Source organism: Actinomadura graeca (genome assembly GCF_019175365.1).
GTDB lineage: Bacteria > Actinomycetota > Actinomycetes > Streptosporangiales > Streptosporangiaceae > Spirillospora > Spirillospora graeca.
In genome coordinates this window covers 8,855,661-8,878,758 of the sequence record NZ_CP059572.1, presented here as the reverse complement: position 1 = coordinate 8,878,758, position 23,098 = coordinate 8,855,661, and the positions used below count along the sequence as shown (strand labels likewise).

The following is a 23,098-nucleotide window of genomic DNA, read 5'->3' as shown; positions in this document are numbered from 1 at the left end:
CTTTTGTACCGGATACCGGGCCGCCGCGACCGGGACCCCGCAGAACCTGTCCCCCGGGGGCCGGGAACGCGGCTCAGCGGTCCCGCGAGAACGCCTCCAGGATGCGCTCGGCGGCCAGCGCGGGCGGCAGGTCGCCGTCGGCGACGCGGCGCTCGAGCCCGGGCGCCAGCTCCCGGACGGACGGGGCGGAGCGCAGCTCGCCGAGGAGCCGCTCGCGGACCATCTCCCACGTCCAGCCGACCAGCTGGCGGCGGCGCCGCTCCTGCAGCCCGCCCGATTCCCGCAGCCGCTCCTGGTGCTCGACGATCCGCGCCCACACCTCGTCCAGGCCCCTCTCCTCCCGGGCGCTGCACGTCAGGACGGGGGCGGCGGGCGGCCCGCCGCCGCCGCGCAGCAGCCGCAGCGCCCCGGCCAGCTCGCGGGCGGCGCGCTCGGCGTCCTTGGCGTGCTCGCCGTCGGCCTTGTTCACCGCGATGACGTCGGCGAGCTCCAGCACGCCCTTCTTGATGCCCTGGAGCTGGTCGCCGGTGCGGGCGAGGGTGAGGAACAGGAAGGTGTCGACCATCCCGGCGACGGCCGTCTCGGACTGGCCGACGCCGACCGTCTCCACGAGGACGATGTCGTACCCGGCGGCCTCCATGACGACCATGGCCTCGCGGGTGGCCTTGGCGACGCCGCCGAGCGTCCCGGCCGTGGGCGAGGGCCGGATGAACGCGGCGGGGTCGGCGGCCAGCCTCTGCATGCGTGTCTTGTCACCGAGGATGCTCCCGCCGGTGCGTGTGGACGAGGGGTCCACGGCCAGGACCGCGACACGGTGGCCCCGGCCGGTGAGGGAGGTGCCGAGCGCGTCGATGAAGGTGGACTTGCCGACGCCGGGCACGCCGGTGATCCCGACGCGGCGGGCTCCCCCGGAGTGCGGGGTCAGCGCGGTCAGCAGCTCCTGCGCGAGCCCGCGGTGGTCGGGGCGGGTGGACTCCACGAGCGTGATCGCCCGCGCGATCCAGGCCCGCGACCCGTCCCGCACCCCCGCGGCGTAGTCGTCGAGCCCGTGCCTCACCGGGGCGCGTGCCCGAGCTTGGCGGTCAGCTCCTCCAGCAGGCCGATCGCCGCGTCGGCGAGGACCGTGCCGGGCGGGAAGATCGCCGAGGCGCCGGCGGCGCGCAGCTCGTCGAAGTCCTGCGGCGGGATGACCCCGCCGACGACGATCACGATGTCCTCGCGGCCCAGCGCGGCGAGCTCCTCGCGCAGCGCGGGCACGAGCGTGAGATGGCCGGCGGCGAGGGAGTTGACGCCGACGATGTGCACGTCGGCCTCGACGGCCTGCCGGGCGACCTCGCCGGGGGTCTGGAACAGCGGGCCGACGTCGACGTCGAAGCCGAGGTCGGCGAAGCCCGTCGCGATCACCTTCTGGCCGCGGTCGTGGCCGTCCTGGCCCATCTTGGCGACGAGGATGCGGGGGCGGCGCCCCTCGGCCTCCGCGAACGCGGCCGCCGCCGCCCGCGCCCGCTCGACGCCCTCCGCGCCTCCCGCCTCGTCCCGGTACACACCGGAGATCGTACGGATCTGCGCGGCGTGGCGCCCATAGGCCCGCTCCAGCGCCTCCGAGATCTCGCCGACGGTGGCCTTGGCGCGGGCCGCCCCGATGGCGAGGGCGAGCAGGTTCTGCTCCAGGCCGGGCGCGCGGGTGCCGTCCTCGGCGGCCGCGGCGGCGCGGGTCAGCGCCGACAGCGCGTCCCGCGCGGCGGCCTCGTCGCGCTCCTCCCGGAGGCGGCGCAGCTTCTCGATCTGCCGTGCGCGGACGGCGGCGTTGTCGACCTTGAGGACCTCGATGTGCTGCTCGGTGTCCGGGCGGTACTTGTTGACGCCGATGACGGGCTGGCGCCCGGAGTCGATGCGCGCCTGGGTGCGGGCGGCGGCCTCCTCGATGCGCAGCTTCGGCAGGCCCTCGTCGATGGCGCGGGCCATGCCGCCGGCCCGCTCGACCTCGGTGATATGACCCCAGGCACGGCGGGCGAGGTCGTAGGTGAGGCGCTCGACGTAGGCGCTGCCGCCCCACGGGTCGATGGTCCCGGTCGTCCCGGACTCCTGCTGGAGGAGCAGCTGGGTGTTGCGGGCGATGCGGGCGGAGAAGTCGGTGGGCAGCGCGAGCGCCTCGTCCAGCGCGTTGGTGTGCAGCGACTGGGTGTGGCCCTGGGTCGCGGCCATCGCCTCCACGCACGTGCGGGCGACGTTGTTGAAGGCGTCCTGCGCGGTCAGGGACCATCCGGAGGTCTGCGAGTGCGTCCGCAGCGACAGCGACTTGGGGTCGCCGGGGTCGAAGGTCTTCACCAGCCGCGCCCAGAGCAGCCGGGCGGCGCGGAGCTTCGCGACCTCCATGAAGAAGTTCATCCCGATGGCCCAGAAGAACGACAGGCGCGGGGCGAACGCGTCGATGTCCAGGCCCGCCTCGCGGCCGGCGCGGATGTACTCGACGCCGTCGGCGAGGGTGTAGGCCAGCTCCAGGTCGGCGGTGGCCCCGGCCTCCTGGATGTGGTAGCCGGAGATCGAGATGGAGTTGTACTTCGGCATCCGCCGGGAGGTGAACGCGAAGATGTCGGAGATGATCCGCATCGACGGCGCGGGCGGGTAGATGTAGGTGTTGCGGACCATGAACTCCTTGAGGATGTCGTTCTGGATGGTCCCGGCGAGCGCCTCGGGCCCGACGCCCTGCTCCTGCGCGGCGGCGATGTACAGCGCCAGGACGGGCAGCACGGCCCCGTTCATGGTCATCGACACGCTCATCCGGTCGAGGGGGATCCCGTCGAAGAGCTGCCGCATGTCGTAGATCGAGTCGATCGCGACGCCGGCCATGCCGACGTCGCCGGCCACGCGCGGATGGTCGGAGTCGTAGCCGCGGTGGGTGGCGAGGTCGAACGCGACCGACAGGCCCTTCTGCCCGGCGGCGAGGTTGCGCCGGTAGAAGGCGTTGGACTCCTCGGCGGTGGAGAACCCGGCGTACTGGCGGATCGTCCAGGGCTGGGTCGCGTACATGGCCGGGTAGGGGCCGCGCAGGTACGGCGCTATGCCGGGGTAGGTGTCGAGGAAGTCGACACCGGCCAGATCGTCGGCGGTGTACAGGGGGCGGACGGCGATGCCCTCGGGGGTGTCCCACGTGTGCGCGTCGGGGTCCCGGCCGGTGGACTCGGTGACGGCCCCGCGCCACCGCTTGGCGGCCTCGTCGGCGGGCGGGGCGGCGCCGAGGTCGATTTCCGCGAAGTCGGGGATCATCACTTCACTCCCAGGTCGTGGAGGGTGGCCCGCAGCACCTCGACCGCGTCGCAGCCCGCGGCCAGGGTCGCGTCGACCCCCTCGTAGGTTCCCTTACCCGCGAGCCAGACCTTCATCGCGCCCGCGGCCCGGAGGTCCCGGGCGGCGCCCGCGGCCTGCTCGGCGTACACCGTGTCACCGGAGCACAGGCAGGCGACGGGTGTCCCGGCCGTCCCGAACTCCCCGGGGGCGCCGGTGACCGTCTCGATGCCACCGGCCTGGAAGAGGTTGGCGGCGAAGGACGCGCGGGCCGTGTGCGCGGCGGCCGTGCCGAGGACGGCGAGGAAGACCCGGGGGCGGGCCCCGGTGGACCGGGCGTGGGCGTCGGAGCGGTCCCGGAGGGCCTCGAAGTCCTGGGCGTAGGCCACGACGGGCAGGCCGCCGCCGGGGCGGCGCGGCGCGGGCTCGCGCTCGGGCGGCGTCTCGTCCAGGTTCGGGAACTCGCTGACCCCCGTCAGCGGGGCCGTGCGCCGCGCGATGTCCCGGCGGCGGCGCTCCCAGGTGCGCGCGAGCCGGCCGGCGATCAGCCCGGACCCGAGCGCGGCCGCGTACCCGCCGGCCTTCTCGATCTCGGTGAACCAGTCCCAGGACGCCTGGGCCAGGTCCTCGGTGAGCCGCTCGGCGTACCAGGACCCCCCGGCGGGGTCGACGACGCGCGCGAGGCTCGACTCCTCCAGGAGGAGGGTCTGGGTGTTGCGGGCGATGCGGCGGGCGAAGCCGTCGGGCAGGCCCAGGCGGGCGTCGAACGGCTGGACGGTGACGGCGTCCGCGCCGCCCACCCCGGCGGCGAACGCCGCGACGGTCGTGCGGAGCATGTTCACCCACGGGTCGTGCCGGGTCATCATCGCCGACGACGTCACCGCGTGGACGCGCGCGGCGGTGCCCTCGGGCGCCCCGCTGACCTCGGCGACCCGCGACCACACCCGGCGCAGCGCGCGGATCTTGGCGATCGAGGGGAACTGCCCGGCGTTCACCGCCAGGCGGAACTCGATCTGCCCGAACGCCTCGGCCACCGTCAGCCCGGCGCCGGTGAGGGCGCGCAGGTAGGCGACGCCGGAGGCGACGACGGCGCCCAGCTCGTCGGCGTCCCCGCCGCCCGCGTCATGGTGGACGGTGCCGTCCGCGACGATCGCGCGCAGCCGGGGGAACCCGCGGGCGCAGCGCACGGCCAGCGCGGCGGCCTCCTCCAGCGGGGCGGCCGCGCCGGTCCGGGCCTGGAGGCCGAGCGGGTCGGCGCCGAGGTTCCCGGACGCGCCGGCGGCGTCACCGCGCTCGGCGGCCAGCGTCAGGAACACCTCGGCGGCCTCGCCGGTCTCCTCCCCCGCGTCCAGCACGACGGGCGCGAGGCCGGGCAGGACGCCGCGCAGCGCCTCGGGGATCCCCGCCACGGGCAGTCCCGCGCCGCCGGCCTCCAGCCATACGGAGGTGACGCCGTTCTCCAGGTCGGTGAGGATCGCGTCCCGGACCGCCGCCGGGTCGGTGCCGGAATGCCGCTGCCGGACGTCCCAGCCCGCCAGGCCCTCGCCCTCGGGACGCACCTCGCGGATGTACGGCGCGAGCCCGGGGCGGCCGGGCGGCGCGTCGTCGCGCGTGTACAGTGCCGCCACCGGCACGCCGTCGTACGACTCACGGGCCAGGAGGCCCTCGATCTCCCCGAGGGGGGTGTCGTCGGTCGCCACGCCGGACTTGCGCAGGACCCCCTTCACCATCTCCCGCCACCGGTCGCGCCCGGCCGGGGGGAAGGCGGCGGCCAATTCGAGTTCCTCAGGCGGCACCGTCATGCCCTGGATCGTAAGTGAGCGGTCTAAGGCCGCCTTAGAGCGGGTCCCGCCGCGGGAGCCGGGCACGAACCGGGTTCGCGCCATCGTGGGCCGGAGCACCCCGGAACGGCCTGCGGGCCGGGCGTTGCTAGAGTTCCGCGTAGCACGCCCCCACCGGACCTTTGAAGAGGGAAGACGAACGCATGTCGACTGGCAGCCACGCTGGGCGCCCCAAGTCCTGGATCGCCGTGGCCATCATCTTCATCGGTTTCGCCATCGGCGGCGTCGGCCTCGTCATGGGCCCCGACTGGGTCGTGTTCGGCGTGGGCGCCGCGGTGACGGTGATCGGCGGCATCATCGCGCTGGCCGTCGACATCATGACCGACGTCGTCGTCGACGAGCCCCGGGGGTAGCGGTGTTCGGCCGCCCGCCCATCGAGGAGCGCATCGCCGCGCGGCAGCGGGAGCGGGGGCCGCTCAAGCCCGGCACGGTCTTCCCGCACGGCCCCGCCAAGATGCTGTTCTTCTTCGGGTTCGGCGTGGTCGTCGTCACCCACCTCATCGCGCTGTCGATGTACTTCTTCGTCCCCTGATCCCCGCCGCGCCCCCCATCGGCCTGACAGCCGGTCTGACAGCCGTCAGCCCGGTCGCTGCCCGGTCAGGTGCGAACGCGGCGGGGAGCACGTACGGTCGAAGGAGGTGGCCACCCGCGTCGCTCCCGGCCCGATCCGAGGTGGTGGGATGACCCTGCGATTCGGCATCGAGGAAGAGTACTTCGTCGTCGATCCCGGCTCCCGCGTGGTCGTCCCCCGCGCCGCGGCCGTCGTCCGCGGCGCCCGCCCGGCGCTGGGCGAGCGGGCCTCCACGGAACTGGTCGACTTCCTGGCCGAGGCCAAGACCCCGCCGTGCGACGACCTGGACAAGCTGGAGGAGCAGGTCCGGTCGATGCGCGCGGCGATGGCCGCGTCCGCCGCGTCCGAGGGGGTGCGGCTCGCCGCGACCGGGACGCCCGTGCTGGGCGACCTCGTCCCCGCGCCCATCAGCCCCGGCGCCCGGTACGCCGAGAGCCTCGCGACCTACCGGGGCCTGGACGACGAGCAGTGCATCTGCTCGTGCCACGTCCACGTGGAGATGCCCGACCGGGAGCGCGCCGTCCAGGTCAGCAACCATCTGCGGCCCTGGCTGCCGACGCTGCTGGCCCTCGCCGCGAACTCGCCGTACTGGGCCGGCCGCGACACCGGCCACGCCTGCTGGCGGGTGATGGCGTGGGCCCGCTGGCCGGTCGCCGGGCCCCCGCCGTACTTCGAGTCCTACGCCCACTACGAGGACCTCGTGGGGAGGCTCCTCGACTGCGGGGCGCTGATGGACACCGGGACGATCTTCTGGGACGTCCGCCCGTCCGCGCGGCTGCCGACCGTGGAGGTCCGGCTGGCCGACGTCTCCCTGACCGCCGCCGACGCGGCGGTGTTCGCCGGGCTCATCCGGGCGCTGGTACGGGTCTCGGCCGCCGCCGCGGAGGCCGGCGAGCGGGCGCCCGAGCCGTCCCAGGAGATGCTGCGCGCGGGGTACTGGCTGGCGGCGCGCGACGGCCTGTCCGGCACCGGCCTGGACGTGTGCACCGGGCGGCCCGCCCCGTTCCGGGACCAGGCCGGCGACCTGCTGTCCCACGTCCGGCCCGCCCTGCTCGACAGCGGCGACCTCGACCGCGTGACCGGCGGCGTGCGGCGCCTCATGACCGGCGGGACGGGCGCGGAGCGGCAGCGCGCCGCCTACCGCAGGCGGGGCCGCCTCACCGACGTCGTCGACGCCTGCATGCTCCGCGACGTCCCGGACTGACACCGGTGCCGCACCCGGCCGCCTCCTCTGCCGGGCCCGCCCGGTGACCGCCGCTCCGGCCTGCGCGTTTCCAGTGCCGAGGCCGGGGTAACGACCAGCGGGAAACGGTTCACCGAACCGCCGGGGACGCGGCGCGGGGGCGGGGGCGGTGTCGCGCCATCGCCGCCCGGCCCGTACGCTCGGTTCGATGCATGTCAAGGCTGTCCGAACGGAGTGACGGCGCGATGAAGGTCCTGTCCGGGCCACCGGGCCCGGCGCCCGCCGGCCCGTTCGTCCATCCCGCGCTCCTGTACAGCGGCGACGAGGAGTACCTCGCCGGCACCGTCCCCTTCATCCGCGAGGGCCGCCGCGCCGGGGAGCCTGTCGCCGTGGCCGTCCCGCGCCCCCGCCTGGACGCGCTGCGCGACGCGCTCGGCGACGACGCCGGGGGCGTCCGCTGGATGGACATGTCCGAGGCGGGCCGCAATCCCGGCCGGATCATCCCCGGTGTCCTGCGCGCCTTCGCCGACCGGCACGCGGGGCGGCGGGTCCGGATCATCGGCGAGCCGATCTGGCCGGGCCGGTCGGCGGCCGAGTACCCGGCCTGCGCGCAGCACGAGGCGCTGATCAACCTGGCCTTCGAGGGCCGCGGCGTCTCGATCCTGTGCCCCTACGACATCGCCCGGCTCGACCCGGTCGCCATCGCCGACGCCCACGCCACCCACCCCGTCGTCATCGACCGGCACGGCGAGCGGGCGAGCGCCGACTACGCGCCGCACCGGATCATCAGCGACTACAACCGGCCGCTGCCGGAGCCGGCGGAGGCCGTCCGCCTGGGCTTCGACCTGGGCCGGCTCCCCCGCGTGCGGGACTTCGCCTGCCATTGGGCCGGGCGCCTCGGCCTCGGCCCCGGCCGGGTGGGCGACCTGGAGGTCGCCGTGAACGAGCTGGCGGCGAACTCCTGCCTGCACGGCGGCGGGTCCGGGACGGTGCGGATCTGGCGGGAGGACGGGCAGGTCGTCTGCGAGGTCCGGGACGCCGGGACGATCACCGACCCGCTCGCCGGGCGCCGCCCGGCGGGCATGAGCCCCCACGGGGGCCGCGGGATCCTGATGGTCAACCAGCTCGCCGACCTCGTCCGTGTGCACACCGGCGACGGCGGCACCGCGGTCCGGATCTACATGCGCCTCTGAGCTGCCCCGATCGTGTCCGGGCGGCCGTGGGGCCGTCGTCGGGCGGCCGGAGGCGATGCCGAGACTTGACCCGCGCATCACGTGTAACGGACGCGGCGCGGGAATGATCCGGGTCGCCCGGTCTCCCGATCGATGTGGGGAAACGATGCGACTCTCGGCCCGCCCGCACCAGCTGCCCGTCCGGTTCGCCGTGGGCGCGTTCGTCCTGAACTCCGGGCTGTCGAAGCTCCGGGGCGGGGAGGAGACGGCCGAGGGCACGCACGGCATGGCCACGACCGCCTACCCGTTCCTGGAGTCGCAGGACCCGCGGGAGTTCACCCGCAGGCTCGGCATGGCCGAGGTGGCGCTCGGCGCCGCGCTGGTGGTCCCGGTCGTCCCGTCGCTGCTGGCGGGCGCGGCCCTCACCGCCTTCGCGGGCGGCCTGACGGGCCTGTACCTGCGGATGCCGGGGATGCGGGAGGAGGGCGGGCTGCGCCCCACCCAGCAGGGCATCACCCTGGCCAAGGACACCTGGCTCCTGGGGATCGGCGCGTCGCTCGTCCTGGAGGAGCTCGGGCGGCTGCGCGCGGAGCGGCACGCCGTCCGCGCACGGCTGATCCCCGCCTGAGGGCCCTCACCACCGGTCCTTGACGGGCGGGCGGCCGCTCGGTGAGGATCAGCGCGTCCCCCAGGAGGCGCGCCATGACGTCGTCCCAGTCCCAGCCGTCGCCCGCGGTCCGCCTCGCGGCGGACGCCGACGTGGCGGCCATGGCCGCCGTCCTCGGGCGCGCGTTCGACGACGACCCCGTCTGGCGGTGGATCATCCCGGACGACGCGTCCCGGGTGCGCCGGCTGACGGGCCTGTTCGCCCTCGCGATGCGGCGCGTCCACATGCCCTACGGCGCCAGCGAGGCGGCCGGGCGGGACGCCTCGGTCGAGGCGGCCGCGCTCTGGGACCCGCCCGGGCACTGGCACGTCTCGGCCGGAAGCCAGCTCAGGCTGCTGGTGCCGCTGCTGGGCGTCCTCGGGGCGAGGGTGCCCGCCGCGCTGCGCGCGCTCGGGGCGATCGAGAAGCACCATCCCCGGGAGCCGCACTGGTACCTGGCGGTCCTCGGGACGGACCCGCCCGCGCAGGGGAACGGGCTCGGCGGCGCGCTGCTGCGATCGCGGCTGGACCGCTGCGACGCCGAGGGCGTCCCGGCCTACCTCGAATCGTCGAAGGAACGGAACGTTCCGTATTATGAACGCTACGGATTCCGGGTGATGCGCGAGCTCGCGCTGCCCGGCAAGGGGTGCCCGCCGGTGTGGCTCATGTGGCGCGACCCCGCCGGCGGCGCATGATCCCGACAGGACGGCGGCGTCCCGGTTAAGTCACTGTCATGGCCGGAAACGGCCGTGCCGCGGGGCCGTCCGCACGCTGGCGCGCATACGCGGCGGTGGCCGCGGTGCTGCTGCGCTCCTGCTGCCGGCCGTCCGCCGCTCCCCGTCCGGCCGATCGCCGCCAAACGCCGATGACCCGATGCGGTCACGGGCGCGCCGACTTTCGGACGGGCCACCGGCCGCCCCCTCCACGACCCCATTCCCGGCGCCTACCGTCGGAGGCGAGCCACCGCAACGCTCCCGTTCTGCGAAGGCGACAGGTGAGATGTCATGACGGCGGACCCCGCCCTCCGTGAGGCGCGGACGGGCGCCGGCGCCCCCGGCGTCCGCCGGCGGGCGGAGGCGCCGGAGCGGGAACCGCTGGCCCTGCACCGGCCGGGTCCCGCCCGCGTGCACGACTACCTGCTCGGCGGCAAGGACAACTACGCCCCCGACCGCCGGCTCGCGCAGCGCATCCTGCGGGTGCTGCCGCAGTCGGCCGCGGCGGCCAGGGACGGCCGGGCCTTCCTCGCCCGCGCCGTCCGGGAGCTGGCCGCCCGCGGCATCAGGCAGTTCGTCGACCTCGGCTGCGGGCTGCCCGCCGCCGTCAACCTGCACCAGATGGCCGCGCGGCACGCCCCGGGCACCCGCGTCCTCTACGTCGACGACGACCCGCTGGTCCTGGCGCACGCCCGCGCGCTGCTCATCGAGGACGGCAACATCGCCGTCCTGCGGGGCGACCTCCGCGACCCCGCGGCGATCGCGGACGGCCCGGACTGGCACCGGCTGATCGACCCGCGCGAGCCGGTCGCCCTGGTGTTCTCCTCCGTCCTGCACTTCCTGCGCGACCCGTACGGCCCCGTCGCCGCCCTGGGCGCGGTGGCGCCGCCCGGCAGCGCGCTGGTCGTCTCGCACGCCACCGCCGACTTCGATCCGGGGACCGGCGAGGCTGCGCGGCTGTACAACGAGGCGAGCCTCGTGCCGCTGCTCCCCCGCCGGGCCGCCGACATCGAGCGGCTCCTCGGCCCGTTCACGCCGCTGGCCCCGGGCGTCGTCCCGGTCGCGCACTGGCGCCCTGACGCGCCGTCCCCGCCGTCCGGCCCGCCCCTCATGTACGGCGGAGTGGGTATCCGCGCCGCCCGGACCCGCAGCACGTGAGCCGATGTCCGGACGAGGGAGGCGGCGTCCTGATGACGGCCTTCGCGCCGCCGGCCGTCGCACGGCACGGATGGCGGACACCCGCCGAGCGGATGCAGGGCTGTGGTGTTCGTCACGGCGGGCGCGCTTGATGGGCCGCTTCTCACCGCCACGCTCCGCCTCCGCGCCGACCACGCGCCACCCGGCACACGGTCCCGGGTCTTCGCCGTCGGTGCCGGGCTGGAGATCACGGCGGCGACGTCCGGGACGGCGCTGGCGGGCGCGGCGGCGGGGCTCCCGGCGCCCGTCCTGCTTCTGGCCGTCGCCGCGTCGCACGCCGTCGCCGGGCTCCTCCACCCCGTGCTGCGGGGGACGGCCCGGTCCCCCGCCGCCCTCTCGGAGGCCACCTCCGCGAGCCGTCGCGTTCAGTGAGTGTTCAGGCGGCCCACTGTGAACATCGAGCACGGGCCCCTAGGGTGTCCCGGATGCCGACGAACACCCTCACCCCGCAGAGCACCGAAATCGGCGCCCCTCCGGCCAAGGCCCCCCGGATGGGCTGGCTCGACGCCCTCCGGGGCCTCGCCGCGATGGTGGTGGTGTTCGAGCATTCCCTGGACGTGCTGCTGCCCGAGGTGCGCCGCACGGCGAGCCCCTGGTTCGACTTCGGGCGGTACGGGGTGTTCGTGTTCTTCCTCGTCAGCGGCTACGTGGTGCCGTCCTCGCTGGAGCGCCGCGGGAACGTGCGGGACTTCTGGATCGGCCGGTTCTTCCGCCTGTACCCGGCGTGGCTCGTGTGCGTCGGCCTCGCGCTGCTCCTCGGTGTCACCGGGATCTCGTGGGGCCTCCCGGCGCCGCTCGGCGAACGGCCCTGGGCGTCCGCGCTGGCGCACCTGACGATGATGCAGGACCTGCTCGGCGTCCCCAACGTCGTGAACGTGCTCTGGACCCTGTCCTACGAGATGGTGTTCTACCTGCTCGTGACGGCGATGTTCCTCGCCGGGGTCCACCGCGCGAGCGCCCGCGTCGCGCTCGGCTTCGGCGTCGCGGCGGCGATGCTCGGGGTGGCGCTGCCGAGCGCGCTGCTCGCCTCCCGCTGGCCCGGCGGGACGATCCTCATCACCGCGCTCGCCCTCGCCGCCGGGCTCGCCGCGCTGGCCAGCCGGCGGCGGGCCGTCCGCCGCGCCGGCATCGCCGTCGCGCCGGCCCTCGCGCTGACCCTGCTCGTCCTCGACAGCCGCATCGGCGGCGTCGAGAGCCTGTGCATCATCGCGACGATGTTCGCGGGAACGGCCGTCCGCGGGGTCCAGGACGGGCGGCTGCGGCCCTGGCCGGCCGCGGCGATGGTCGCGCTCGTCCCGCTGCTGTCCGTGCTGGCGGGCCTGCGCCCGCCCGCCGCCTGGGGCGCGCGGGCGGGCGCCCAGGCCCTCGGGCCGGACTGGTCGATCGCCGTGGCCGCCGCGTGGCTGACGTTCCTCGCCGGGCTGGCCCTGCGCCACCGCGCCATGCCGCGCGCCCTGGTGTGGCTCGGGCTGGTCAGCTACTCCGTCTACTTGCTGCACCCGCTGGCCGTGCAGGCGGTGTGGCGCGCCGCGGGCGACCCGGTCGGGCAGCCCGCCATCGAGCGCCTGGCCTGGGGCGGCGTCCTCGTCTCGGGGGTGCTCGTCGCGGCGGGCCTCGCCCACCGCTATGTGGAGAGGCCGGCGCAGCGCCTCGGCCGACGGCTGTCCCGCGTCAGGTGAGCCGCCCGAGGGCGGCGCGGAGCCGGCGCAGGTCGCGCATGCGCTGCTCGTAGGTGGCGCCGGCCAGCAGGGTGAGCAGGCCGAGGCACGCGATGGGGATCCAGCCGGGGACGCTGCCGAGGGCGTCGGCGGCGTAGGGGGCGAGCCGGCGGGCGGCGGCCAGCACGAGGACGGCGCCGCCGAGGACGAGCGGGGCCTGGAGCCGGGCGCGGGCGCCGGCGAGGGTGATCGCGAGCGCGGCGGCGGCGAGGAGCAGCGGCCGCGGCCCGGTCGCGTCCGCCCAGGCGGCCAGCAGGCTCGGGACCAGGGTGGACGCGAGCGCCGGGCCGAAGTCGGCCCAGGAGGAGCGGGCCGTCCCCCGCGCCCGGCGGACCAGCCCGAGGGCGAGCAGCGCGGCCGAGACCGGCGCGGTGTAGACCTCGGGCACGGTGACCTCGGAGGCGCCGAGCCGGACCCACCAGGCGGCGAGCAGCAGCGCGGACGCCGCCCACGCGGCCGGGCGCCGGCCGGGGCGCAGCGCCACCGCGGCGGCGAGCACACCGGTCACCGCGAGGGCGAGGCTGAGCGGCGCGGCATGCCCCGCGGTCATCGCGACGCCCGCGGCGGCGACCGGCCATGGGGCGGTCTCCATAGCGGGACCCGTGCCCGCCCTTACGGCCCACGTCGCGAGGATCCCGCAGCCGGCCGCGGCGAGCACGGCGAACGCGGCGTGCCGCGCGGGCAGCCCGGCCGCGAGCGGGACGGCGGCGCCGAGGCCGCCGAGGAAGAGCACCGCCGCGGCCGCCGCGCCGTCGCGCAGCACGGGGAAGGCCACCGCGCACCCGGCGGCGGCGAGGGCCAGCGCGCCGAGGACGGCGATCGTGGCGTCCTCGGCCGCGAGCGAGTAGGCGGCGGCCCACAGGGACGCGGCGACGGCCGCGGCTCCGGCGGAGAGGCGTACGGGCCGGTCGAGCGCGGCCCAGGCGGCGAGGGCGGCGGCCGACGCGACGCCCAGCGCGAGCGCCGCCGGGTACGGCGCCTGCGTGGCGACCGCCGCGGTGAGGACGGCGAGCAACGCCGCGGGTGGCGCCGCCGCGCGCGCTCCGGCCGCGACGAGGACGGCCGCCAAGAGGGCGAGCACGACGGGCGTGGCGGGCAGGATCCAGTCCATGAGGTCCGGCGAACCCACGCCGGCCCAGCGCGCGTCCAGGTAGCGCCCGGGGAACAGCGCGGCGGCGAACGCGCCCGGCGCGACCCACGCGACGGACGCGGCGAGGGCGATCGCCGCGCCGGTCCAGGCGCCGTGCCGCAGCCTCCCCCGCAGCGGCCACGCGGCCGCGGCGACGGCCACCGCGGACAGCGCGCAGCCCGCCGCGGTCCAGCGCAGGGGCAGCGGAAGCACGGCGGTGAGCGCCGCCGAACCGGCCAGTCCGGTGACCACGGCGAGCACCGGATGCACCCGGAACGCCCAGGCCAGGGCTACCAGGGCGGCCGCCAGCAGCAGCGCGGCACCGGCGGGCGCGACCGGGACGGACGCGGCGGCCGGCCAGGACGCCGTCAGCGTGCCCGCCGCGCCCGCGATCAGGCCGGTGACGGTCGCGGTCCCCCGCTCCAGGCGCCGGGCACCGAGGTCGGCGAGGCTCAGCACGAGCAGGACGAGCGCCATCGCCTCCGGCGTCGCGTCCGCCGCGACGGCCGCGAGGGGCAGCGGGAACTGGGCCAGCACGACCGCCGTCGGCCGGGTCAGGCGCAGCGGCGCGACCCGGTCGTAGAGAGCCCAGACCGCGGCGACGGCGAGGGAGGCGGCCGCCGCGTAGCGGCGCCCGCCGACCCCGTCCAGCCCGAGAAGACCGTTGGCGTAGGCGGCGTAGACCTGGAGGAGGACCAGCAGCAGCCCGATGAAGGCGAGCGTCTCAGCGGTCGCGGCCAGGGCGCGCTTCGCCAGCATCCACGCGGCGCCCAGTGCCACGCCCGTCAGGGCGAGCAGGACGAGCGCGCGCGGGACGGCCCCGAGCGTGCTCCAGCTGAGGACAGTGAACACGACGGCGGCGATGCCGAGCAGCGTCCCGCCGACGCCGAGCAACGTGTTGCGGACCGTGGAACGGGAGGCGTCGATGTGCCGCGCGGCCGCCGCGCCGGGGGCCGGGGCGGAGGCGGGGGCAGGGCGTGGTCCCGCCGGGCCCGGCGGCGGCGACGCGTACAGCATCGCCAGCAGCTCGCGGCGTCGCCGCCCCAGCCGGGCGAGGTGCCCGTCCACCGCCCACAGCTCCGCCGCCACGGGTCCCGCGAGGCCCAGCCCGCACACCGGGCAGGACACGTGGCGGGGCGGGGGCAGTGGGGTCCGGCAGCCGGGGCACGTGATACGCATGTCTGGAGAATGTCGCCGATGTCGCGTCCGCGGATCCGCCGAGGTACTCAGATCCGCCCGAGTACCCCGGGCGCCGGGGCGGTGGCGCCCGGGTGGTGACACCGGCCGCGTTCTTGCCTAGGGTGAGGCCGGTTCACCCTCCCGGAGGGAGATCCCATGGTCAGTTCCCCGCCCAACGGGCACCGGGCGGCGCCGGGATCGCCGCCCGAGGGCCTTCCCGACGGGTTGCGGCGGCACCTGTGCGCCGCCGTCGAGGAGATGGAGCGGGAGATCCGCGACCGGGTGCCCGGGTACACGGGCGCCGACGACGGCGACCACGCCTGGCGGGTGGAGCGGACGGTCGGGGACACCGTCGCGTTCTTCGTCGACTCGGTGGACCGCCCCGGCGCCGACCCGCGGAGGCTGACCGGGCTCTACGTGCGGCTCGGCGAGCTGGAGGCCCGGCAGGGCCGGAGCCTGGACGCGCTGCAGACCGCGCTGCGGGCGGGCGGCCAGGCCGCGTGCCGCCGGTTCATCGGGGACGCCTACCGGCTGGGCTGGTCCCGGGATGTCCTCGGCCGTCTCACCGACTCGCTGTTCGTGCTGGTCGCCCGGATCACCGACGCGGCCGCGCAGGGGTACGCGCGCGAGCAGGCGCGGCTCTCCGCGGAGCGGGAGCGGCGCCGGGCGCGGCTGCGGGACCTGCTGGTCGCCGACCCGCCGCCGGGACCGGAGGCCGTGGCGGAGCTGGCGCTGGCGGCCCGCTGGGAGCCGCCGGAGAGCATCGGCCTGGTCGCGCTCCCGGCCGGCGCCCCCTCCGGCGCGGCGATCCTGCCGCCCGCCGTCCTCGCCGACTGGGACGCGCCGGTCCCCTACCTCGTGGTCCCCGACCCGGAAGGTCCCGGCCGGGACCGGCTCTGGGCGGCGCTGCACATGCTCGGCACCGCCGCCGTCGGGCCCACCGTCCCGCTGACGCGGGGCGCGGTGTCGCTGCGGTGGGCGCGGCACGCCCTCACGCTGGTCGGGCGGGGCCTCCTCCCCGGCGACACGCCCGTCCGCTGCGTGGACCATCTCGCGTCGCTGGCCACGCTGGCGGCGGAGGAGCTGGTCGGCGCGGCCGCGGGGTCCGTCCTCGGGCCCCAGCTGGAGCTGCCCCCGGCGCGCCGCCGCCCGCTGGCCGAGACGCTCCTGACCTACCTGCAGTGCGGCGACAACGCCGTGGTCACGGCGGAGCGGCTGCACATCCACGAGCAGACCGTCCGGTACCGGCTGCGCCGCATCGCCGAGCTGACCGGCGGCCGGTTCTCCGCGCTGGACGGGCGGCTGGACGTCATGCTGACGCTGAACTGGCTGGTGCGGTCGGGACGCGCCGCCGAGACGGCCTGACCGCCGCCCACCGGGCCGCAGGCGAGGCGTCTGGAGGAAGGGTCTAGAGGAGGTCCGCGACGCGCGCGGCGAACTCCTCCGGCGTCACGGTCTCGACGCCGAGTTTCCCGGCCTTGGCCTTCTTGGACCCGGCCTTGTCCCCGGCGACGAGCAGGGACGTGCGGGCCGACACCGACGAGGACGCCCGCCCGCCGGCGCGCTCGATCAGCTCGTTGACCTGGTTGCGGGTCAGGTTCTCCAGCGGGCCCGACATGGAACCGGTCACCACCACCGACATGCCCTCCAGCGGGAGCGCGGCGGCCGGAGCGGACGCGCCAGCGTCCTTTGGCCCCGTGACCGGCGTTTGCGTGGTCCCGGTTCCGGTTCCGGCCGGTGTTCCGGCGGGGACGGGCCCCGGCGCGCCGGGTTCGGTCATGTTCACCCCCGCGGCGGCCAGCTTGGCGATGAGCGGCCCCAGCTCGGCGATCTCGGCGACCAGCACCGGCGCCTTCTCCGGGCCGATGCCCTCGACCAGCTGGAACGCCTCGGCGTCGGCGGCGCGGACGGCGTCCATGGTGGCGAAGTGGCGCGCGATGCGCCGCGACATGGACCGGCCGGTGCCGCGGACGCCGAGCGCGCAGAACACCTTGCTCAGCGGCTTGGCCTTGGCGCCCTCGATCGCGGCGAGCAGGTTGGCGGTGCTGGTCTGGCCCATCCGCTCCAGCCCGAGCAGCTGCTCGCGGGTCAGTGCGAACAGGTCCGCGAAGTCGGTGATCAGGCCGGTGTCCACCAGCTGGTCGATGATCTTCTCGCCGAGGCCCTCGATGTCGAGCTGGTCGCGGCCCACGGCGTAGCGGACCGAGGCCACCGCGTGGCAGGCGCGGCCCCGCACGCACCGCCACCGCTGCTGCGAGACGTCGATCGCCTCCCCGCAGCGCGGGCACGCCGACGGCGCCTCGATCGGCCGCTCCCCGCCGGTGCGCAGGTGCGCCACCGGGGCCTGCACGCGCGGAATCACGTCGCCGGCCTTGTAGACGGTGACGTGGTCGCCGAGCATCAGGCCGCGCCGGGCGATGTCGGCGGCGTTGTGCAGCGTGGCGTAGGTGACGGTCGAGCCCTCCACCTCCACCGGCTCCAGGACGGCGCGCGGCGCGATGATCCCGGTGCGGCCGACGTTCCACTCCACCGCCAGCAGCCGGGTGATCTTCTCCACCGCCGGGAGCTTGTAGGCGACGGCCCAGCGCGGCGCCCGCGAGGACAGCCCCGCCTGGGCCTGGTCGGCCGCCGCGTCCGCCTTGACCACGATGCCGTCGATGCCGAAGTCGAGCCCGGCCCGCAGCGCCGCGATCTCCTCCACCCGCTCCTGCAGCCGCTCCAGGGTGGTCGCGGTGACCGCCGGGACCCGGGTGGCGGCGGTGGTGTGCGCGCCGAGCGCGGCCACGTACTCCATGATCGCGCTATGCGGCATCGCCCGCAGCCGGGCGGCCAGGTCCTCGCCGGTGCCCTCCAGCGGCAGCGCGCCGTAGGCGAAGAAGGTCATCTCCACCTGGTACGGGCGGTCCTTGGCGCGCAGCGACCCCGCGGCGGCGCTGCGCGGGTTGGCGAACGCCGCGCCGCCCGCGGCCGTGCGGGCGGCATTGGCGTCCTCGAACTGGGCGCGCGTCATCAGCACCTCGCCGCGCAGCTCCACCGTGACCGGCTCGGCCAGCCGCGCGGGCAGGCCGATGATCATGCCCATGCCGTGCGAGACGTCCTCGCCGGCGGCGCCGTCCCCGCGCGTCACCAGCCGGGCAAGCCGGCCCCCGGAGTAGCGGGCCGAGATCGCCAGGCCGTCCAGCTTCGGCTCGACGCTCCACACCTCCACCTCGCGGCCGAGGCGGCGCGTCAGGCCCGCCGCCCACGCCCGCAGCCCCTCGGCGGAGAACACGTTGTCCAGGCTCAGCATCGGGACGGTGTGCGGCACGTCACCGATGCCCGCTCCCCCCGCGACCTTCCCGGTCGGGGAATCGGGCAGCACGTGCCCGGGGTGCCCGGCCTCGTAGGCGGCGATCCCCCGCACCAGCCGGTCGAAGACGTCGTCGTCGAGAGGCGAGTCGCCCTCACCGTAGTAGGCGGCCGACGCGGCCACCGCGGTCTGCACGGCGGCGGCGTAGGCGGCCTGGTCGCCGATCTCGGTACGGGCCGTTGCCGGGGGTGCGGGGGGTCGTCCCCCCACAAGAGGCCGGCCCGGTGTCGTCTCGGTCATGGCCCCATCTTGCCTGGTGGGTACGACATTTCATGATCAGCGGATGGTCAGGGCGCCGCGGCGCCGCCCCGCCCGGCGGCGGCCGAGCGCGCCATGGCCATCACCCCGGCGGTCAGCAGCGCGGCGCTCACCGCGACCGCCGCGAACGCGGACGCCGACCCGGGCGGCCGGGTGTGGAAGGCGAAGACCGCCAGCAGGTAGGAGGCCGCCGGGTTGGTCATCGTCATCGCGGTCATCGCCGCGGGCAGCGACCCGGCGGCGAACGCCCTCTGCTCCAGGACGAGGCCGAGCAGGGTCGTGCCGGCGAGGGCGTAGCCGGGCCAGTCGGCGGCGGTGGCGGCGACGCCCCGGTCGACGAGGTCGGCGGTGGTCAGCTTGATGAGGACGGCGCTGCCCGCGAACAGCAGCCCGGCGCAGGTGCCGAGCAGCACCGACCGGATCCGCCCCTTCCGCAGCGCCGCGCCCCGCGACAGGGCGAGGACGAGCGGCGCGGCGAGCACCGCGGCGACGAACAGCCGCGGCCGGGACGGCTCGCCCGCCGGCGGGACCGCCCCGGGGACCGTGAACAGCAGGGCGAGGCCCGCCGACACGGCGATGCCGCCGAGCAGGTCCATCCGGGCGGGCAGGCAGCCGGTGCCGGCGCAGCCGAGCAGGATCGTGAAGACGAGCTGGCTGACCAGCAGGGGCTGGACGAGGCCGGTCGAGCCGAGGTGCAGCGCCACGGCCTGGCTCATGAAGCCGCCGAGGTTCACCGCCCACCCGGCGAGCCACACCGGGTCGCGGACGAGCTTGCGGATCAACCCCGTCGCGGCGACCGCGTCGGAACGCCCCCGGACGGCACGCCGGGCCGCGCGGTACTGCAGCGCCGCCGCGGCGGCGAACAGGAACGCCGCGAGCAGGCTGAACCCGATGCTCCACGCCACCGGACCACCCCCCGTGACCGTCCCCCGTGAACGTCCTCCCGGTGATCATCCCCAGATCGGGGACCATGACCCGCGTACCGGCGTCCCCCGGCCCGCCGCGCCGGGCCGGGGCCTCCGGGCCGCCGGGAGGACGGCCGTGCCGGCCCACGTCCGCATCCGGCCAGCCGGCAGGCCGCGTCCGGGCTTCGTCACCCGCCACCAGGGCCGTTCCGGTCGGACCCGTATTCGCGGGGTCGTTGATGTGTAAAGAAACCGATCCGAAGTCGGCGTGAGGCCGCCCGCTGCCCCTAGCGTCTGTACCGGAGCAAGCAATGAGACATGTCGCGCCCGTGCCGTCCCCGCCGCGGCGGGCCTCGATCCCAGCGACCTGGACGGACCCATGACCGCATCCGACGCCCTGATCGCGAGCCCCGCCCGCGTCAACGACCACCTGCTCGGCGGCAAGGACAACTACGCCGCCGACCGGGAGCTGGCGGGCGCCCTGCTCGCCGTCCTGCCCCGGCTGGGCGCCGCCGTCCGCGCGGACCGGGCGTTCGTGCGGCGCGCGGTCGGGGTCCTCGCGGCCCGCGGGATCCGCCAGTTCCTCGACGTCGGCTGCGGCCTGCCCACCACCGAGAACGTGCACCAGACCGCCGCCCGGCACGCGACCGGCGCGCGCGTCGTCTACGTCGACAACGACCCGGTGGTGATCGCGCACGCGCGGGCGCGGCTCGCCGACGACGGCGACATCGGCGTCGTCCGCGCCGACCTCCGCAAGCCCTGCGAGCTGCTGGACGACGCGTTCTCCTGCGGGCTGCTGGACCGGGACGAGCCGGTCGGCATGATCGTCGCCTCGTCCCTGCACCACCTGCCGGACGCCGACGGCCCGCACGCCGTCGCGGCCGAGCTGCGGGGGGCGCTGACGCCGGGCGGCGCGCTCGTGCTGTCGCACCTCAGCGCCGACTTCGCGCCCGCCGCGACGCTGGAGGCCGCGCGGTTGTACACCGCGGGCTGCGAATCCCCGCTCGTCCCGCGCGGGAGGGACGAGATCGCCGCGTTCTTCGGGGACCTGGAGCCGCTGCCCCCGGGCCTCGTCCCCACCGGCCGCTGGCGCCCGGACGGGCCCGCCGGCCGCGCGGGCCGGGACCTGATGTACGCGGGGCTCGCGATCCGGTAGCGCGAGCGGGCGGGACGAGCGGGACGGCGCCGCGCCGTCCGCCCCGGCGACGCGGTGCCGTCCGGCCCCACCCCCTACAGCGCGGGCCTCGGCGCAGGCGTCACACCCGCCTTCTGACCTGCGCGGCGAGAGGCGCCGCGCCGGAGATCGAAGGTGCCGGACCCGCGGCGTCCTGCAGCACCACTGGTGGCTCCCCGGCGCGCGCCGTGACGCCTGGCCGGTCGCCCAGGCCGCCCGATCGGTCCGGTCAGTTCGGGCGGTCCGCCAGGCTGCGGGGGCGGATGTCGGTCCAGTTCGCCGTGACGTAGTCGAGGCAGCCGGCGCGGGGGCCGGGGCCGAACGCCGTCGCCCAGCCGGACGGGACGTCCGCGAACGAGGGCCACAGGGAATGCTGGCCTTCGTCGTTGACGAGGACGAGGAAGGTGCCGTCGGGGTCGTCGAACGGGTTGGTCATCACGCCTCCTGGGTGACGGGCGCCGCGCGGCGGGCCATGGACTTGACGATCTCGCCGGTGCGGACGGCGGTCATGGACAGCAGGGACGAGGCGATGCCGTGGGTGTGCTCGGTGGCGCCCTGCAGGTAGACGCCCCAGTCGCAGCCGGGCTCGGTGGCGACGCGGTAGTCGCGCTCCACCAGCGGGCGGCCGTCCGGGCCGCTGCGGCAGTGCGCGCCGGCCTCGCCGAGCAGGTCGAACGGGTCGCGTTCACGGTAGCCGGTGGCGTAGACGACGGCGTCGGCGTCCAGGTCGGTCGTCTCGCCGGTGGGCAGGAACCCGACGCGCAGCCGCACGCCGCCGCGGACGTCCCGCGTCTCCAGGACGCGGGAGACGTTGAGGATCCGCAGCCGCTCGGCCCCGGCGACCTTCTCGGCGTAGCACCGCCGGTACAGCTCGTCGATCAGGTCGAGGTCGACGACGGAGTAGTTGGTGTTGCGGGAGTAGTCGAACAGCAGCCGCTTCACGTCGTCGGGCGCGGCGTAGTAGTGACCGACGGCCTGCGGGTCGAAGATGCGGTTGGCGAACGGGCTGTCGTCGGCGGGCGCGTAGCCGTAGCGGGCGAAGACCGCGCACACCTCCGTCTCGGGAAGGTTGCGGTGCAGGTGCTCGACCGCCTCGGCGGCGCTCTGCCCCGCGCCGACCACGACGACGCGCCGGGGCTTCCAGCCGGGCCGCTCCCCCAGGCGCGTCAGCAGGTCCTCGGTGTGCCAGACCCGCTCGCCGGCCCGCACGCCGTCGGGCAGGACGGGGTCCAGCCCGGCGGCGATGACGACGTTGCGCGCGAGGTGCGTCTCCAGCTCGTCGTCGCGGCGGACGACGACCTCCAGGGTCGCCGCGTCGTGCGGCCGGAGGGCGACCACCTCCGTCCCGTACCGGACGTTCCCGGCGAAGGAGGCGGCCACCCATTCCAGGTAGTCGTGGAACTCCAGGCGCGTGGGGAACATCGTCTTGTGGTTGACGAAGTCGACCAGGCGCTCCCTGGCGTGCAGGTAGGCCAGGAACGAGTAGCGGCTGGCGGGGTTGCGCAGCGTCACCAGGTCCTTGAGGAAGTGGACCTGCATGGTGGCGCCGTCCAGCAGCATCCCGCGGTGCCAGCCGAAGCGGGGCTGCTTCTCGAAGAACACCGCGTCCACGCCGTCGCCGTATTCCTCCTCCAGCGCGACGGCGAGCGCCAGGTTGGAGGGGCCGAACCCGATGCCTGCGACATCATGGACGGGGGGCTGCATGTCGGACTCCACTCTGGCGGGGATTAGGAGGGGCCGGCCGCGCCGGCGGCCTTCGCGATCCGCGGGACGACCTGGTCGACGACGTAGGGGACGGCGAGCGGCGTGGGGGTGCGCAGCGGCCAGAACGCCTTGAGGTCGAGCGGGACGTACGAGCCGCGCTTGACGACGGGCAGGCCGGAGAACAGCTTGCTGCCCTCGACCTTCTTCTGCGTCGCGGGGTCGTCGTTGTAGTGGCTGAGCAGGACGTCGACGTTGAGGACCGAAACCTTCTCCATGCTCAGCTCGGCGGCGAAGCCCTCGCCGGGCAGCTTCTTCAGCGGCTCCGGCAGCGTCATCCCGAACTGCTCCAGCAGCTTCACGCTGGTGTCGTCGGGGGACTTCATGACGCCGATGTTCCCGGAGGGGAACACGCTGGTCAGCGCGAAGCCCTTGCCCTTCAGCTGCGGGTGCGCGGCCGGCACGGAGGTGATCTTCTTCTCGACGGAGGCGACCAGCGCCTCCCCGTCGGCGGTGCGGCCGACGGCCTTGGCGACCTGCCGGGTGATCTGCTGCCAGGAGTCCTCGGCGGGCCCGGTCTGGTAGGCGACGGTGGGGGCGAGCTTGGAGAGCTTGCCGTACTCCTTGTCGATGGTGAAGTCGCCGCCGGCGAGGATGAGGTCGGGCCGCAGCGCGGCGATCTCCTCCAGGTTGAAGCCGGCCTCGCCGGCCTTCAGCAGCTTGGGCCTGGCCCCGGTGACCTTCGGCGCGCTCCAGGGGGCGAGCCCGTCGGGCTGGACGCCGGTCAGCTCGGTCATCCCGACGGGCTGGATCCCGAGGGCCAGGAGGGCGTCCTGGTCCACCTCGCCGAGCGCGACGATCCGCTTCGCGGGCTCCTTGACGGTCGCGGAGCCGAGCTTGTGCGCGACCGTGACCGGGAAGGCCCCGGCCGCGCCGCCGGACGCCCCGGCGGCGGGCTCGTCGTCGTCGCCGCATGCGGCGGCCAGGCCGAGGCTCAGGACGAGCGCGCCGGTGGCGGCCAGGCTCCGCATCAATGTGCGCATGGGGGTGGGGTGTCCTTCCAGGTCGGGGGCTTGC

General features: G+C 75.8%; 20 protein-coding genes. 11 read left to right on the top strand and 9 right to left on the bottom strand.

The features are described from left to right. Window positions 1-73: 73 nt before the first annotated feature. From meaB to AGRA3207_RS39170, 3 genes are read right to left on the bottom strand one after another with little or no spacing between them, the layout of a single operon-like run. Window positions 74-1,057, bottom strand: coding sequence for a methylmalonyl Co-A mutase-associated GTPase MeaB (meaB, locus tag AGRA3207_RS39180; protein ID WP_231332408.1), 984 nt, complete (start codon window positions 1,055-1,057; stop codon window positions 74-76). Beyond that, window positions 1,054-3,267, bottom strand: a complete 2,214-nt coding sequence (gene scpA, locus AGRA3207_RS39175) for a methylmalonyl-CoA mutase (RefSeq protein WP_231332407.1) — start codon at window positions 3,265-3,267, stop codon at window positions 1,054-1,056. The genes meaB and scpA overlap by 4 nt, the downstream gene beginning before the upstream one ends. Then, window positions 3,267-5,087, bottom strand: a complete 1,821-nt coding sequence (locus tag AGRA3207_RS39170; RefSeq protein ID WP_231332406.1) for a methylmalonyl-CoA mutase subunit beta — start codon at window positions 5,085-5,087, stop codon at window positions 3,267-3,269. Before AGRA3207_RS39170 ends, scpA begins: the two co-directional genes overlap by 1 nt. Before the next feature lie 182 nt (window positions 5,088-5,269). On the opposite strand from AGRA3207_RS39170, the gene AGRA3207_RS39165 reads away from it, so the two are divergent. The 9 genes from AGRA3207_RS39165 (at window position 5,270) to AGRA3207_RS39125 (ending at window position 12,287) form a co-directional block, all read left to right on the top strand. Further along, on the top strand, window positions 5,270-5,479 hold the full coding sequence (locus AGRA3207_RS39165) for an HGxxPAAW family protein (RefSeq protein ID WP_231332405.1): 210 nt from the start codon (window positions 5,270-5,272) through the stop codon (window positions 5,477-5,479). A gap of 2 nt (window positions 5,480-5,481) precedes the next feature. Next, window positions 5,482-5,658, top strand: coding sequence for a hypothetical protein (locus tag AGRA3207_RS39160; protein WP_231332404.1), 177 nt, complete (start codon window positions 5,482-5,484; stop codon window positions 5,656-5,658). Between the two features lie 148 nt (window positions 5,659-5,806). Beyond that, window positions 5,807-6,901 (top strand): carboxylate-amine ligase, encoded by a 1,095-nt coding sequence (locus tag AGRA3207_RS39155; protein ID WP_231332403.1) that lies wholly within the window; start codon window positions 5,807-5,809, stop codon window positions 6,899-6,901. A gap of 191 nt (window positions 6,902-7,092) precedes the next feature. Further along, a complete protein-coding gene (locus AGRA3207_RS39150; protein ID WP_231332402.1) occupies window positions 7,093-8,073 on the top strand; it encodes an anti-sigma factor RsbA family regulatory protein in 981 nt (326 codons plus the stop codon). A gap of 145 nt (window positions 8,074-8,218) precedes the next feature. After that, the gene (locus tag AGRA3207_RS39145; RefSeq protein WP_231332401.1) at window positions 8,219-8,680 is read left to right on the top strand and encodes a hypothetical protein; all 462 of its coding nucleotides are present in this window, start codon (window positions 8,219-8,221) and stop codon (window positions 8,678-8,680) included. A 74-nt stretch (window positions 8,681-8,754) separates the two neighbouring features. Next, entirely contained in the window at window positions 8,755-9,393 is a 639-nt protein-coding gene (locus tag AGRA3207_RS39140; RefSeq protein ID WP_231332400.1) for a GNAT family N-acetyltransferase, read from the top strand. A 309-nt stretch (window positions 9,394-9,702) separates the two neighbouring features. Next, window positions 9,703-10,569 carry an SAM-dependent methyltransferase gene (locus AGRA3207_RS39135; RefSeq protein WP_231332399.1) on the top strand — a complete coding sequence of 289 codons (867 nt, stop codon included), beginning with the start codon at window positions 9,703-9,705 and terminating at the stop codon, window positions 10,567-10,569. Window positions 10,570-10,671: 102 nt separating this feature from the next. After that, a complete protein-coding gene (locus tag AGRA3207_RS39130; RefSeq protein WP_231332398.1) occupies window positions 10,672-10,980 on the top strand; it encodes a hypothetical protein in 309 nt (102 codons plus the stop codon). 53 nt (window positions 10,981-11,033) lie between these two features. After that, window positions 11,034-12,287, top strand: coding sequence for an acyltransferase family protein (locus AGRA3207_RS39125; RefSeq protein ID WP_231332397.1), 1,254 nt, complete (start codon window positions 11,034-11,036; stop codon window positions 12,285-12,287). Here AGRA3207_RS39125 and AGRA3207_RS39120 read toward each other — a convergent pair. After that, on the bottom strand, window positions 12,280-14,634 hold the full coding sequence (locus tag AGRA3207_RS39120; RefSeq protein ID WP_231332396.1) for an SCO7613 C-terminal domain-containing membrane protein: 2,355 nt from the start codon (window positions 14,632-14,634) through the stop codon (window positions 12,280-12,282). The two genes, AGRA3207_RS39125 and AGRA3207_RS39120, sit on opposite strands and share 8 nt — an antisense overlap. A gap of 156 nt (window positions 14,635-14,790) precedes the next feature. Between AGRA3207_RS39120 and AGRA3207_RS39115 the strand changes: the two genes are divergently transcribed. Beyond that, the gene (locus AGRA3207_RS39115) at window positions 14,791-15,999 is read left to right on the top strand and encodes a PucR family transcriptional regulator (protein ID WP_231332395.1); all 1,209 of its coding nucleotides are present in this window, start codon (window positions 14,791-14,793) and stop codon (window positions 15,997-15,999) included. A 43-nt stretch (window positions 16,000-16,042) separates the two neighbouring features. Here AGRA3207_RS39115 and ligA read toward each other — a convergent pair whose 3' ends face one another. Both ligA and AGRA3207_RS39105 read right to left on the bottom strand, forming a co-directional pair. After that, the gene (ligA, locus tag AGRA3207_RS39110) at window positions 16,043-18,223 is read right to left on the bottom strand and encodes an NAD-dependent DNA ligase LigA (protein WP_231332394.1); all 2,181 of its coding nucleotides are present in this window, start codon (window positions 18,221-18,223) and stop codon (window positions 16,043-16,045) included. Between the two features lie 47 nt (window positions 18,224-18,270). Further along, a complete protein-coding gene (locus AGRA3207_RS39105) occupies window positions 18,271-19,146 on the bottom strand; it encodes a DMT family transporter (protein ID WP_231332393.1) in 876 nt (291 codons plus the stop codon). A 379-nt stretch (window positions 19,147-19,525) separates the two neighbouring features. Between AGRA3207_RS39105 and AGRA3207_RS39100 the strand changes: the two genes are divergently transcribed. Further along, window positions 19,526-20,302 (top strand): SAM-dependent methyltransferase, encoded by a 777-nt coding sequence (locus tag AGRA3207_RS39100; RefSeq protein ID WP_231332392.1) that lies wholly within the window; start codon window positions 19,526-19,528, stop codon window positions 20,300-20,302. Between the two features lie 247 nt (window positions 20,303-20,549). On the opposite strand, the gene AGRA3207_RS39095 is transcribed toward AGRA3207_RS39100, so the two are convergent. From AGRA3207_RS39095 to AGRA3207_RS39085, 3 genes are read right to left on the bottom strand one after another with little or no spacing between them, the layout of a single operon-like run. Then, the gene (locus AGRA3207_RS39095; protein ID WP_273699982.1) at window positions 20,550-20,756 is read right to left on the bottom strand and encodes an MbtH family protein; all 207 of its coding nucleotides are present in this window, start codon (window positions 20,754-20,756) and stop codon (window positions 20,550-20,552) included. Next, window positions 20,756-22,024 (bottom strand): lysine N(6)-hydroxylase/L-ornithine N(5)-oxygenase family protein, encoded by a 1,269-nt coding sequence (locus AGRA3207_RS39090; RefSeq protein ID WP_231332390.1) that lies wholly within the window; start codon window positions 22,022-22,024, stop codon window positions 20,756-20,758. Before AGRA3207_RS39090 ends, AGRA3207_RS39095 begins: the two co-directional genes overlap by 1 nt. Before the next feature lie 23 nt (window positions 22,025-22,047). Then, a complete protein-coding gene (locus AGRA3207_RS39085; protein ID WP_231332389.1) occupies window positions 22,048-23,064 on the bottom strand; it encodes an iron-siderophore ABC transporter substrate-binding protein in 1,017 nt (338 codons plus the stop codon). Between the last annotated feature and the right edge of the window lie 34 nt (window positions 23,065-23,098).